At 35.6% G+C, this 12,883-nt stretch carries 12 protein-coding genes; 9 read left to right on the top strand and 3 right to left on the bottom strand.

Annotated features, from left to right (window positions below; translation table 11 throughout):
- Positions 1-107 precede the first annotated feature (107 nt).
- The 9 genes from BLT84_RS15495 (at position 108) to argH (ending at position 10,311) form a co-directional block, all read left to right on the top strand.
- Complete coding sequence (locus BLT84_RS15495; RefSeq protein WP_091267686.1) at positions 108-1,631, top strand: bifunctional GNAT family N-acetyltransferase/carbon-nitrogen hydrolase family protein; 1,524 nt, start codon at positions 108-110, stop codon at positions 1,629-1,631.
- A gap of 544 nt (positions 1,632-2,175) precedes the next feature.
- Complete coding sequence (locus tag BLT84_RS15490) at positions 2,176-2,811, top strand: GNAT family N-acetyltransferase (protein WP_091267683.1); 636 nt, start codon at positions 2,176-2,178, stop codon at positions 2,809-2,811.
- Between the two features lie 34 nt (positions 2,812-2,845).
- Positions 2,846-4,030: an argininosuccinate synthase gene (locus BLT84_RS15485; RefSeq protein WP_091267680.1), complete on the top strand. Its 1,185-nt coding sequence runs from the start codon at positions 2,846-2,848 to the stop codon at positions 4,028-4,030.
- On the top strand, positions 4,030-4,995 hold the full coding sequence (argC, locus tag BLT84_RS15480; RefSeq protein ID WP_091267677.1) for an N-acetyl-gamma-glutamyl-phosphate reductase: 966 nt from the start codon (positions 4,030-4,032) through the stop codon (positions 4,993-4,995). The genes BLT84_RS15485 and argC overlap by 1 nt, the downstream gene beginning before the upstream one ends.
- A gap of 27 nt (positions 4,996-5,022) precedes the next feature.
- The gene (locus BLT84_RS15475) at positions 5,023-6,168 is read left to right on the top strand and encodes an aspartate aminotransferase family protein (RefSeq protein ID WP_091267674.1); all 1,146 of its coding nucleotides are present in this window, start codon (positions 5,023-5,025) and stop codon (positions 6,166-6,168) included.
- A gap of 2 nt (positions 6,169-6,170) precedes the next feature.
- On the top strand, positions 6,171-7,112 hold the full coding sequence (locus BLT84_RS15470; protein ID WP_091267670.1) for an N-acetylornithine carbamoyltransferase: 942 nt from the start codon (positions 6,171-6,173) through the stop codon (positions 7,110-7,112).
- 18 nt (positions 7,113-7,130) lie between these two features.
- Positions 7,131-7,910: an acetylglutamate kinase gene (argB, locus tag BLT84_RS15465; protein ID WP_091267667.1), complete on the top strand. Its 780-nt coding sequence runs from the start codon at positions 7,131-7,133 to the stop codon at positions 7,908-7,910.
- Complete coding sequence (locus BLT84_RS15460; protein WP_091267664.1) at positions 7,910-8,977, top strand: M20 family metallo-hydrolase; 1,068 nt, start codon at positions 7,910-7,912, stop codon at positions 8,975-8,977. The genes argB and BLT84_RS15460 overlap by 1 nt, the downstream gene beginning before the upstream one ends.
- Positions 8,978-9,036: 59 nt before the next feature.
- Positions 9,037-10,311, top strand: coding sequence for an argininosuccinate lyase (gene argH / locus BLT84_RS15455; protein WP_091267661.1), 1,275 nt, complete (start codon positions 9,037-9,039; stop codon positions 10,309-10,311).
- A 69-nt stretch (positions 10,312-10,380) separates the two neighbouring features.
- Here the strand turns inward: argH and BLT84_RS15450 are convergent, their stop codons facing one another.
- The 3 genes from BLT84_RS15450 to panB are packed head-to-tail and all read right to left on the bottom strand — an operon-like array spanning position 10,381 to position 12,824.
- Positions 10,381-11,232 carry a neutral zinc metallopeptidase gene (locus BLT84_RS15450; RefSeq protein ID WP_034888020.1) on the bottom strand — a complete coding sequence of 284 codons (852 nt, stop codon included), beginning with the start codon at positions 11,230-11,232 and terminating at the stop codon, positions 10,381-10,383.
- A gap of 48 nt (positions 11,233-11,280) precedes the next feature.
- Entirely contained in the window at positions 11,281-11,988 is a 708-nt protein-coding gene (locus tag BLT84_RS15445) for an RluA family pseudouridine synthase (protein WP_091267658.1), read from the bottom strand.
- 17 nt (positions 11,989-12,005) lie between these two features.
- Positions 12,006-12,824: a 3-methyl-2-oxobutanoate hydroxymethyltransferase gene (gene panB, locus BLT84_RS15440; protein ID WP_091267655.1), complete on the bottom strand. Its 819-nt coding sequence runs from the start codon at positions 12,822-12,824 to the stop codon at positions 12,006-12,008.
- Positions 12,825-12,883: the final 59 nt, after the last annotated feature.

Here is a 12,883-nt window from a genome sequence, read left to right as displayed (position 1 = left end):
TTTTCTCCTTTTAATTGACAAAAAAAGTATAGGATCTCAGATCTAAAAAAAATTGTTCAAATATTTTATTTCTAGAGTATCTTCGCTAATAAATAAAAAGTATAGTTGTGTTAGATTCAGCCAAAGTAGAATTAAGGAATTTACGTGTAAAAGATTACGAAGAATTTAAAAAATCTATGGTGGAAGTCTATAGTTCTTTAGATTCCGCATATTGGAGCAAAGCCGATATTAAAACCTTGGTAAGCAAATTCCCTGATGGGCAGTTTTGCATTATTATAGATGATAAAATAGCGGGTTGTGCATTGTCTATAATTGTAGATTATGATAAAATTGATGAAAATCATAAATACATAGATATCATTGGCGGTGAAAATTTTGCAGCTCATTCTATGAGTGGAGATGTACTTTATGGTATAGATGTATTTATTCATCCAGACTATAGAGGGATGAGATTAGGAAGAAGATTGTATGAAGCACGTAAAGAGCTTTGTGAACAATTGAACTTAAAATCTATAATTTTTGGAGGGAGAATTCCAAATTACAAAGAATATTCAGAGGAGCTTACACCTAAGAAATATATAGATAAAGTGAAGCTAAAGGAAATTCATGATCCGGTGCTGTCTTTTCAACTATCAAATGATTTTCATGTTAAGAAAGTATTGAAAGGGTATTTACCTGGAGATCATGAAAGTTTAGAGTATGCCACTCTTATGGAATGGCATAATATCTATTATACCAAGCCGGAAAAATTAATTGACACCAAGAAAAAAGTAGTTAGGTTAGGTTTGGTGCAGTGGCAAATGAGATTATTTAAAGATTATGATTCTTTAGTAGAGCAAATAGAATTTTTTGTAGATGCTGTAAGCGATTATCAAAGTGATTTTATTCTATTTCCGGAATTATTCAATGCCCCTTTAATGGCGCAATTCAATCACTTAAATGAAGCCGAAGCCATTAGAGGACTTTCTTCTTATACAGATAGGTTGCTGGAAACGTTCAGAGAGTTTGCCATAAATTATAACATCAATATTATTACCGGAAGCATGCCGCAAGCGGTTGGGGAACATATGCATAATGTTGGATTCTTATGCCGAAGAGATGGAAGTGTAGAGCGCTATGAAAAACTTCATATAACGCCTGCAGAAGAATCTGCATGGGGTATGAAAGGTGGAACAAAGTTAGAAACTTTTGATACAGATTGTGGTAAAATTGGAGTACTGATCTGTTATGACGTAGAATTTCCGGAATTACCGCGCTTATTAGCAGAAGAAGGAATGAATATTCTATTCGTACCATTTATGACAGATACACAAAATGGATATTCTCGAGTGAAGATCTGCGCCCAAGCTAGAGCGGTAGAGAATGAGTGTTATGTAGCTGTTGCAGGTTCTGTAGGAAATTTACCTAAAGTTAATAACATGGATATTCAATATTCTCAAAGTGCAGTATTCACACCTTCAGATTTTGCATTTCCTGTGAACGGTATTAAAGCAGAAGCTACACCAAATACAGAAAGCACTTTGTTGGTAGATGTAGATCTGGATCTTTTAAAAGAACTTCATAATTTTGGAAGCGTTAGAAATATGAAAGATCGCCGTAAGGACTTATATTCTCTAAAACGAAAAAAATAATTTTTATAGAAATTTTTTGTTTAGATATGCCTTGTTATAGTAACAGGCATATCTAAACTAAAATTTACTGCTTTAAAGTTGTTTTCGTAAATTCTCCACAGTTACTTTTATTTTAATACCATTCCACAGATATAAGGTTAACTGTGAATGATGCCATGTACAACTGAGTCTGAGCTTCTAACAATACAGATTATTCAATTTTAATTTAGTTTTTTAATTGTAATTAAAAAATTAATGTACATTTACACTGTGATTTCAACTACTCAAATAATAAAATCTAGTTTACGCTTAAGGCAGTCTCGCCGCTAGGCATAGCTGCATCTCGATTTTTTATTTTATTATTATTTGAATTTTTACCATTTTGAAACACTTTTCCCACATTTTATTAAATTCTAATTTCGGTTTTTATACCGGAATCGTATTAAGGCGTCCACGCTTTATCCGCCGCACCTAGTGTGCGTCTATATTCTATGGAACTAAGGTGAGTCCGGTTCCCAATTCAAATCAATCTTATTTAAATTTTTCAACTTTAATCTTTTATTAGATGAAGATTACTATTGCTAACCTATCTCATGCTAAATATGCTGAGGTTATATGCGACACCATGGCAGAATCGGCTAAGGTCCGAGGAACCGGTATTGCAAGAAGATCCCCTGATTATATCCTGAAAAAGATGGAAAATGGCAACGCCATTATCGCTCTTGAGGGTGATAAATTTGCAGGTTTCTGTTATATAGAAATTTGGAGTCACGAGAAATTTGTGGCTAATTCGGGGCTTATCGTTCATCCTGATTATAGAAATTTAGGACTGGCAAAAGATATTAAAAAAGCAATTTTCGCACACTCAAGAAGTAAATACCCGAATGCTAAGATCTTTGGTATTACAACCGGATTGGCAGTAATGAAGATCAATTACGATCTTGGATACCAACCCGTAACTTTTTCAGAATTAACAGAAGATGAAAGTTTTTGGAACGGTTGTCAAACCTGCAAAAATTATGACATCCTTACGCGTACCGAACGAAAAATGTGTTTATGTACAGGAATGTTGTATGATCCTGCAAAGAAGAAAAATTTAGAGAAAAAAGAGAAATTGAATGAGAAAGCTTTCAAAAGATTGAAAAGCATAAAGCAAACCCTTTTTTATAAAACTAATAAAGAAAACGTTTATCTCTTGTAGTATTTCAAGGAGTTTCAGTTATAAAATAGCAAACATGAAAAAAATAGTAATAGCATATAGCGGCGGATTAGATACTTCTTACTGTGCAAAATATCTTTCAAAAGAAGAAAATTTTGAAGTACATGCAGTAAGTGTAAACACCGGTGGATTTACCAAAGAAGAAATTGAAAAGATTGGAAACAACGCTAAACTGATAGGAGCAAAAACCTATAAGAATATAGATGCGGTTTCTAACTTTTACAATAAGGTAGTAAAGTATCTCATTTTTGGAAATGTTCTTAAAAATGATACTTACCCATTATCTGTAAGTGCAGAGCGAATTGTTCAAGCAATAGAGATCGTTAATTATGCTAAAGAAATTGGAGCAGAATATATTGCTCATGGTAGTACAGGCGCTGGGAATGATCAGGTGAGGTTTGATATGATCTTTCAGATCTTGGCACCGGGTATCAACATTATTACTCCAATTAGAGATAAGCAACTTACCAGACAAGAAGAAATAGCATATCTGCAAGAAAATGGAGTAGATATGAACTGGGAAAAAGCAAAATACTCTGTAAATAAAGGACTTTGGGGAACAAGTGTTGGAGGATCGGAAACTTTAACTTCTTCATCTCCATTGCCGGAAAGTGCTTATCCTTCTCCATTAGTAGAAAAGGAGTCTAAGCAAATTTCCTTAACTTTTACCAAAGGAGAACTTACCGCAGTAAATGATGTTGAGAATTCTCCGGAGAAGAATATTGAAATTTTAGAGAACATCGCTTCAAAATATGCTATTGGTAGAGATATTCATGTGGGAGATACCATTATTGGAATTAAAGGAAGAGTTGGTTTTGAAGCTGCTGCGGCACTAATCACCATTAAATCTCATCATTTATTAGAAAAGCATACGTTGAGTAAATGGCAACTTCAGCATAAGGATTATATCGCTAACTGGTATGGAACTCATTTGCATGAAGGACAATATTTAGATCCTGTAATGCGAGATTTTGAAGCCTTTCTTCAGAATTCTCAAGCCCAGGTTACCGGAAAAGTGTTTTTAACGCTGCATCCGTACAGATTTGCTTTAGACGGAATAGAATCTCCATTCGATCTTATGAATAGTAATTTTGGGAAATATGGAGAAGAGAATAAAGCTTGGACAGCAGATGATGCGAAAGGATTTATAAAGATCTTATCGAATGCCGGGAAGATCTATGAACATGTAAAACAACAATAATGATTCAAGCAGGAATTATAGGTGGAGCGGGATATACCGCCGGAGAATTGGTAAGGATCTTATTAAGACATCCGGAAGTGAATCTAGACTTTATCTATAGCACATCTCAAGCCGGGAAAACGGTTTCCTCAATTCATCAGGATCTTTTGGGAGATACCGATCTTAAATTTGGGGATCATATCAATTCTGAGGTAGATGTAGTATTCTTATGTCTTGGGCATGGAAATTCTAAAAAGTTCTTAGAAGAACATTCATTTTCTGAAACTACTAAAGTCATAGATCTAAGTACCGATTTTAGAATGAATTCTGAAGATCATTCCTTTGTTTATGGTCTTCCGGAAATAAATAAAGAAGCGATTGAAAATGCGAATTTTATTGCTAACCCGGGTTGTTTTGCAACCGCTATTAGTTTAGCAATCATACCTTTAGCCGCTAATGGATTACTAAAAGATGAGGTTCATGTAAATGCAGTGACAGGAGCTACAGGTGCCGGCACTTCCTTGTCAGATTCTACGCATTTTGCATGGAGAGATAATAACTTTTCCAGTTACAAATCTTTTGAACATCAGCATTTAAATGAAATAGGACAAAGCATTAAATTTTTACAACCAGATCATGCTGTCGAGGTGAATTTTATTCCGAATAGAGGGAATTTCTCCAGAGGAATTCACGCTACGGCTTATACCAATTATTCAGGCAGTTTAGAAGATGCAATAGCTATGTATTCTGAATTTTACAAAGATGCGGTGTTTACTCATTTAGTTGAAGAAGAATTGCATTTAAAGCAAGTAGTGAATACTAATAAATGTTTGGTGCGATTGCAGAAATTCAATAATAAGCTTTTAGTAACGAGTGTTATAGACAATTTGTTGAAAGGAGCTTCCGGACAGGCTGTGCAGAACATGAATTTGATGTTTGGCTTGGAAGAAAGCCTTGGGCTGCAGTTAAAGGCAAATTATTTTTAGAATTAGATTCAAAATACAAACTTGAAAATGGAATTATTTGATGTTTATCCGCTCTACGATATTACTCCTGTAAAAGGGGAGGGCGTATTTGTCTATGAGGCAGATGGAACAAAATATTTAGATCTTTATGGAGGTCATGCCGTGATCTCTATTGGCCATGTGCATCCTACCTATGTAAAAGCAATTAGTGAGCAGGTTGCAAAATTGGGGTTTTATTCCAATTCTATTAAAAATCCAATGCAACAGGAGTTAGCAGATAAATTACAAAAAGCTTCAAAATTAGAGGATTATGCTTTGTTTTTATGTAATTCTGGTGCAGAAGCGAACGAAAATGCGTTGAAATTAGCTTCTTTCCATACAGGAAAAAGCAAGATCATTTATTTTGAAAAAGCTTTCCACGGAAGAACTTCCGGAGTGGTTGCGGTTACCGATAATGAAGGTATTAAAGCACCTTTCAATAAAGATCACAATGTTGTAAGATTGGCTTTTGATGATACGGAAGCTTTAGAAAATGAATTGAAAAAGGCAGACACGGCTGCAGTGATCTTTGAAGTAATTCAAGGAGTTGGTGGTTTAGATGAAGCTACTTCAGAATTTTATAAGAAGGCTTCTCAAGCTTGTGAAAAATATGGAGCAGTGCTAATAGCAGATGAAGTTCAGTCTGGATATGGGAGAACTGGTGATTTTTTCGCTTTTCAAAAACATGGCATTCGCCCGGGAATAATCTCTATCGCAAAAGGAATGGGAAATGGATTTCCAATTGGAGGGATCTTGATAGATAAATCTATAGAAGCTAAATCTGGAATGTTAGGAACTACATTTGGAGGAAACCATTTGGCATGTGCTGCAGGAATAGCAGTCTTGGATGTTTTGATGGAAGAGAATTTGATGAATAATGCTAAAGAGCTTGAGTTTATATTCAAAGAAAAGGCTGCAGAAATTCCAGAGATCGTCCAAATAAAAGGAAGAGGTCTAATGCTAGGTTTAGAATTCGATTTTGAAGTTGCTCAGTTAAGAAAAGACCTATTATTTAAGCACAAGGTTTTTACCGGTGCCGCTTCAAATAAAAAATTATTGAGAATCTTACCTCCACTAAATATTAAAAATGAACATATTAATCTATTCTTTGATGCTCTTAAAGCAGAACTTAAGAAATCAAAAGAAACCATATAAGCATGAAGAATTATATAGATCTAAATGATATAGAAGATTTACCAGCGTTGATAGCGGAGGCAATTCAACTTAAAAAGAATAATGATCAGGCACAACTTGGAAAAGGAAAGACTTTAGGAATGTTATTCTTTAATGCAAGTTTAAGAACCAGATTGAGTACAGAAAAAGCTGCTAAATTACTAGGAATGGAAGTGATGGTGATGAACGCCGGAATCGATGGTTGGGCGTTGGAGTTTGAGGACGGAGCTGTTATGAATTCAGATAAAGCAGAGCATATTAAAGAAGCGGCAGCCGTACTTTCTCAATATTGCGATATTATTGCAGTAAGAGCTTTTCCAGGTCTTAAAGACAAGAATAAAGATGAGGCTGAACAAGTGATGAATAGTTTTAAAAAGTATGCCTCTGTGCCTGTGGTTAACTTAGAAAGCGCTACCGGTCATCCGTTACAAGCATTAACCGATGCTATTACTTTGATGGAGCTCAAAAAGACAGAAAAACCTAAAGTTGTACTTACGTGGGCGCCGCATCCAAGAGCTTTGCCGCAATCTGTTCCAAATTCTTTTGCTGATGTAATGAAAAGGCTGGATGTAGATTTTGTAATTACCAATCCTGAAGGTTATGATCTTGATAAAAGAATTACCGGCGATACTCCTGTAGTTCACGATCAAAAAAAAGCTTTAAAAGATGCCGATTTTGTATATGTAAAGAACTGGAGCAGTTACGATAACTACGGACAGATTCTTAATACCGATGAAATCTGGATGTTCGATCTTGAAAAGTTGAAAGTAACCAATAATGCTTCTGTCATGCATTGTTTGCCGGTGAGGAGAAATGTGGTAATTGCAGATGAGGTTCTAGATAGTGAAAATTCAAAAGTGATTCATCAGGCAAATAACAGAACTTTTGCTGCACAAGCTGTTTTAAAGAATTTACTTAAATCATAATTATCAAGATAACTCAGCATGAATGATCAAGTTTTAAAAGTTGTAAAAATAGGAGGGAAGCTCATTGAAAATGAAGAATCTCTTTCTGTTTTTCTGAAGGATTTTTCATCATTACAAGGGCCTAAGATCTTGGTTCATGGTGGAGGAAATTTGGCGACAGAAATTGCATCAAAACTTGGATACGAAACCAAAATGGTAGATGGCAGAAGGATCACCGATAAGAATTCTATGCAAGTGATCACTATGGTGTATGCCGGATTAATAAATAAGCAGATCGTTGCAAAACTTCAGGCTTTAGATATCAATGCTATTGGGCTTTGTGGTGCAGATGGAAAAAGTATTATTTCTAAAAAGAGACCGGCAAAGGAGATCGATTTTGGGTTCGTGGGAGATGTGGTTTCAATTAATACCTCATTTATCAATTCGTTATTAGATCAAGGCATTACTCCGGTTTTCTCTGCGATCTCTTACGATAATGAAGGTCAGTTGTTGAATACCAATGGAGATTCTGTAGCAGCAGATATCGCTACAGCCATGGCTAAAATTTGTGAAACCGAATTATTGTACTGTTTTGAGAAAAAAGGAGTGCTGGCAGATGCTACTAATAATGACTCTGTGATAGAAATTTTAGATCAGAATAAATATCAGGAGCTTTTAGAAAATAAAGTGATTAGCGATGGAATGCTTCCTAAGCTTCATAACTGTTTTCAGGCTTTAAATAACGGAGTGTCTCAAGTTAGTTTGGGAGATGCCGGACTTTTAAAAAAGAATGCAATTCATACAAAAATCATTAAATAATGAATATTAAGGAGCTGCAGGAACAAGCTATAACCTTGCTGAAGGATCTTATTCAAACTCAATCATTTTCGAGAGAGGAACAAGGAACTGCGCTAATTTTGGAAGCATGGATGCAGAAAAATGACATCTCTTATAACAGAGATCTTAATAATGTTTGGGCAGTAAATAGGCATTTTGATGCGGCCAAACCTACATTGCTTTTAAATTCTCATCACGATACAGTTAAACCAAATTCGGCATATACCAAAGATCCTTTTAAAGCTGAGGTTTCAGAAGGGAAATTATTTGGATTAGGGAGTAACGATGCTGGTGGGTGCTTAGTTTCTTTACTTGCAACTTTCACCTATTTCTATAATGCTACAGATCTAACTTATAATTTGATTTTTGCAGGGACTGGAGAAGAAGAGATCAATGGTGAAAATGGAATTGTGAGCTTACTTCCAATTCTTCCTAAGATCGATGTTGCTATTGTTGGAGAACCAACCTTGATGCAAATGGCAATTTCAGAAAAAGGTTTGGTTGTTTTTGATGCGGTGGTAAAAGGAACACCGTCTCACGCCGCACATCCAAATGACAATAATGCTATTTATAAAACGGCTTCAGTGCTTAGCTGGTTTGAGAATTTTTCTTTTGGAAAAATTTCTGAAAGTCTGGGAGCAGTAAAACTAACGGTCACTCAAATAAATGCCGGAGTACAGCATAATGTGGTGCCGGCGAATGTAGATCTGGTAATTGATGTTAGGGTAAATGATAGCTACAGCAATTCTGAAGTTGCCGAGATCCTTCAAAGGGAATCTCCAGTAGATTCTATTAAGCCCAGATCTTTGCGTTTAAATTCATCTTCAATTCCAAAAGATCATGCGTTGGTAAAAGCAGGTCTAGCATTAGGAATGGATACTTACGGCTCTCCAACATTATCAGACCAAGCAATGCTAAGCTGCCCATCTTTAAAATTAGGACCAGGAGATTCGCTACGATCTCACTCTGCAGATGAATTTATTTATCTGAATGAGATTGAAGATGGCATCGAAAAATATATTCAACTGCTTGAAAAAGCTTTAAAATAATTAATATCGTTCAGCTGAAGTTCAAATTTTTCAGCTGAAACGAGATCAAAAATTACATTATGAAACTTTGGGATAAAGGTATTTCTATAGATAAAAGAATTGAAAAATTCACCGTTGGAAACGACAGGGAATTGGATATGTTCTTGGCAGAATACGATATGATCGCTTCTAAAGCACATGCTAAAATGCTAGGGAAGGTTGGAATTCTTGCAGCCGATGAAGTAGATGATATTGTTGTAGAATTAGATAAACTATTAGTTCAGCTTGAAAATGGCGAATTTAAGATAGAAGCAGATTTTGAAGATGTTCATTCTAAGATCGAGTTTGAATTGACAAAAGTTCTTGGAGATACCGGAAAGAAGATACATACGGCGCGTTCCAGAAACGATCAGGTTTTAGTTGCGATGCAGCTCTATTTTAAAGAGAATTTAAAAAGCATTCATGCTAAAACCGAAGAATTGATAGATGTGCTCCTTGGTCTTGCTGAAAAGCATCAAGAAAAATTACTTCCGGGATATACACATTTACAGGTAGCGATGCCTTCATCCTTTGGGTTATGGTTTTCAGCCTATGCAGAATTGTTGATAGATGATCTATATCTTTTACAAGCAGGTTTAAAGATTGTAGACCAAAATCCTTTAGGATCTGCTGCTGGGTATGGTTCTTCTTTTCCAATAGACAGAGAATTCACCACCAAAGAATTAGGTTTCAAAACTTTAAAATATAACGTGGTAGCGGCACAGATGAGCAGAGGTAAATGTGAACGTACGGTTACTTCTAATATAGCATCGGTGGCTAATACGCTTTCCAGATTTGCTATGGATATCTGCTTATATATGAGTCAGAATTTTGACTTTATTACCTTTCCCGATGAGCTTACCACCGGTTCTAGCATTATGCCGCATAAGAAGAATCCGGATGTTTTTGAGCTGATTAGAGGAAAATGCAATAAGCTGCAAGCTATTTCAAATGAAATGATCTTGATCACGAATAACCTGCCAAGTGGATATCATAGAGATTTTCAGCTTATAAAAGAGAACAGTATCTACGCGGTTGAAAATATAAAAGAGATCTTAGATATTTTTATCTATTCTATCGCTTTGATAAAAGTGAAAGACATCAATATGCAGGATGAAAAATATAAGTATTTATTTACTGTAGATAGTATAAATGATTTGGTGATTAATGGAGGAACTTTTAGAGACGCCTATAAAGAAATTGGAGGGCAAGTTCAAGATGGAACTTACAAGCCTGCAATGGGTAAGAAACATACTCACATTGGGAGCAAAGACAACTTAGCATTAGGTGAAATCGCAAAGAAAAAATCGCTTTAAATAATCTTTCACTAAATAAAAAGCCTCTAGTTATTCACCAGAGGCTTTTTTAATATTATTATTTGACGTCTATCTTGATAAGCCTAATGCGCCAAAAGTATCACCTTGGTTAACATCTCCACTTCTATATCCTTTCATAAACCAATCCATACGTTGTTTTGAAGTTCCATGGGTAAAAGCATCGGGAACAACTCTACCTTGAGTACGTTTTTGAATAGCATCATCTCCAACGGCATTTGCTGCGCTCATAGCTTCTTCAATATCACCTTCTTCTAAGTATTTTTTATTATAATGAGCCCAAACTCCAGCGTAGAAATCTGCTTGAAGTTCTAAGGCTACAGAAAATTCATTGGCTTCTGCCTGACTTTTACCTTGTTGTAATTGTCTTACTTGTCTGGAAGTTCCAACCAAGGTTTGTACATGATGTCCCACTTCATGAGCTATAACATATGCAATGGCAAAATCTCCACCTTTGGCTCCAAATCTATTTTTCAATTCGTCAAAAAAGGCAAGATCCATATAAACTTTTTGATCTGAAGGGCAATAAAATGGTCCTGTAGCCGCAGAAGCACCACCGCAAGCTGTCTGTACAGCATCAGTAAAAAGAACTACTCCAGGTTCACTGTAATCAGATCCCATATCTGCAAAGATCTTATTCCAGATATCTTCTGTATCTACCACAACTGCATTAATAAATTTTCCAGATTCTTTTTCTTCTGCGGTAAGTTCTCTTTGCTCTGTTGGAGCAGAAGATTGACTCTCGATCTGATTTAAGATATCTGAGGTATCTCCGCCAGAAAATAACTGAATAGCTAATATAATAAGTCCTATAACTCCTCCTCCGGCAATTAATTTACCTTTACTAGAGCTACCTCTTCGGTCTTCCACATTAGAACTTTGTCTTCTACCTTGCCATTTCATGATCTTGTATATTTTTGCTTAAAAATACTATTTTATACGTTAAGCAAATTATAAAATATTGATCGCATTCCAAATAGGATCACTAGGAGTTGGTGCTATAACTTCTATTGGTATATTTTTAACAGGATGCTCAAAAGTGAGCTTTCTAGCGTGAAGATGTATGCTTGCGTCTTTATTACTTCTATCAAATCCATATTTTAGATCGCCTTTTATTGGACAACCAATGGATGATAACTGACTTCTAATTTGATGATGTCTCCCGGTATGAAGATCTATTTCTAGAAGGTAATAATTATCTAATTTCTGAAGAATCTTATAATCAAGAATCGCCTTTTTACTTTCCGGAACCTCTTTAATATGAGCAAAGGATTTATTCTGTTTTTGGTTACGTTTCATGTAATGTACCAAAGTTCCTTGCTCTTGTGGAGGCATATTTTTTACAACTGCCCAATACGTTTTTTTAGCTTCTTTATCTTTAAATAACTTGTTTAGACGAGGTAATGCTTTTGAAGTTTTAGCAAACATTACAATTCCGCTGGTAGGTCTATCTAGTCTATGAACCACTCCAAGATAAACTGCTCCGGGCTTATTATATTTAATTTTGATGAATTCTTTAACAACTTCGCTTAATGGTGTATCACCTGTTTTATCGCCCTGAACGATATCTCCAGGGCGTTTATTTACTATAATAATATGATTGTCTTCATGTAATACCTGAAGATTCTCTGGTGTAGATAGAATTTTATCTGATTTCAAATTCTGAATTTAAGCGCTTAATATTGTTCCTGATCATTAGGGAAATCACCAGATTTCACATCACTTCTATAATTTTCAAAAGCAGTGGTCATTTCTGAATAAAGATCAAGATACCTTCTCAAAAATCTAGGGTTGAATTCATGCGTCATTCCAATCATGTCATGAACTACTAAAACCTGACCATCAACGCCATTTCCTGCCCCAATTCCTATTACTGGAATAGAAACACTTTCTGCCACTTCTTTAGCCAGCTTTGCAGGAACTTTTTCCAATACCATTGCAAAACAACCTAGTTTTTCTAGCATTAAAGCATCTGCTTTCAATTTTTCTGCTTCTTCATCTTCTTTGGCTCTTACGGTATACGTTCCGAATTTGTAGATAGATTGCGGCGTTAATCCTAGATGTCCCATCACCGGAATTCCTGCATTCAGAATTCTTTTTATAGAATCTTTAACCTCTTTTCCTCCTTCAAGTTTCACAGCATGTCCGCCGCTTTCTTTCATAATTCTAATAGAAGAACGCAAAGCTTCTTTTGGATCACTTTGGTAACTTCCAAAGGGAAGATCCACCACCACCAAAGACCTTTCAATTCCTCTCACAACACTAGCTGCATGATAGATCATCTGGTCTAATGTTATTGGAAGCGTAGTTTCGTGTCCGGCCATCACATTACTGGCAGAATCACCAACGAGAATCACGTCTATTCCGGAGCTGTCTACGATCTTGGCCATGGTATAATCATAAGCCGTTAACATCGCTATTTTTTCTCCGTTTTTTTTCATCTCAACCAAAGATTTGGTGGTGATGCGCTTGTATTGTTTTTTTGCAACTGACATTTGTGAGTTTTTAAGTGGAGTAAAAGTACTAAATTAGAACACCACATTCAAACACTTAA

The organism is Gillisia sp. Hel1_33_143 (assembly GCF_900104765.1).
GTDB lineage: Bacteria > Bacteroidota > Bacteroidia > Flavobacteriales > Flavobacteriaceae > Gillisia.
This window is presented reverse-complemented; position numbering and strand designations above follow the sequence as displayed.

Excerpts from the sequence above, each read along its gene's own strand:
- BLT84_RS15485 (WP_091267680.1), top strand. The coding sequence starts at position 2,846 with ATGAAAAAAATAGTAATAGCATATAGCGGCGGATTAGATACTTCTTAC.
- BLT84_RS15450 (WP_034888020.1), bottom strand. The coding sequence starts at position 11,232 with ATGAAATGGCAAGGTAGAAGACAAAGTTCTAATGTGGAAGACCGAAGA.
- BLT84_RS15460 (WP_091267664.1), top strand. The coding sequence starts at position 7,910 with ATGAATATTAAGGAGCTGCAGGAACAAGCTATAACCTTGCTGAAGGAT.
- panB (WP_091267655.1), bottom strand. The coding sequence starts at position 12,824 with ATGTCAGTTGCAAAAAAACAATACAAGCGCATCACCACCAAATCTTTG.
- argC (WP_091267677.1), top strand. The coding sequence starts at position 4,030 with ATGATTCAAGCAGGAATTATAGGTGGAGCGGGATATACCGCCGGAGAA.
- BLT84_RS15490 (WP_091267683.1), top strand. The coding sequence starts at position 2,176 with ATGAAGATTACTATTGCTAACCTATCTCATGCTAAATATGCTGAGGTT.
- BLT84_RS15475 (WP_091267674.1), top strand. The coding sequence starts at position 5,023 with ATGGAATTATTTGATGTTTATCCGCTCTACGATATTACTCCTGTAAAA.
- argB (WP_091267667.1), top strand. The coding sequence starts at position 7,131 with ATGAATGATCAAGTTTTAAAAGTTGTAAAAATAGGAGGGAAGCTCATT.
- BLT84_RS15470 (WP_091267670.1), top strand. The coding sequence starts at position 6,171 with ATGAAGAATTATATAGATCTAAATGATATAGAAGATTTACCAGCGTTG.
- argH (WP_091267661.1), top strand. The coding sequence starts at position 9,037 with ATGAAACTTTGGGATAAAGGTATTTCTATAGATAAAAGAATTGAAAAA.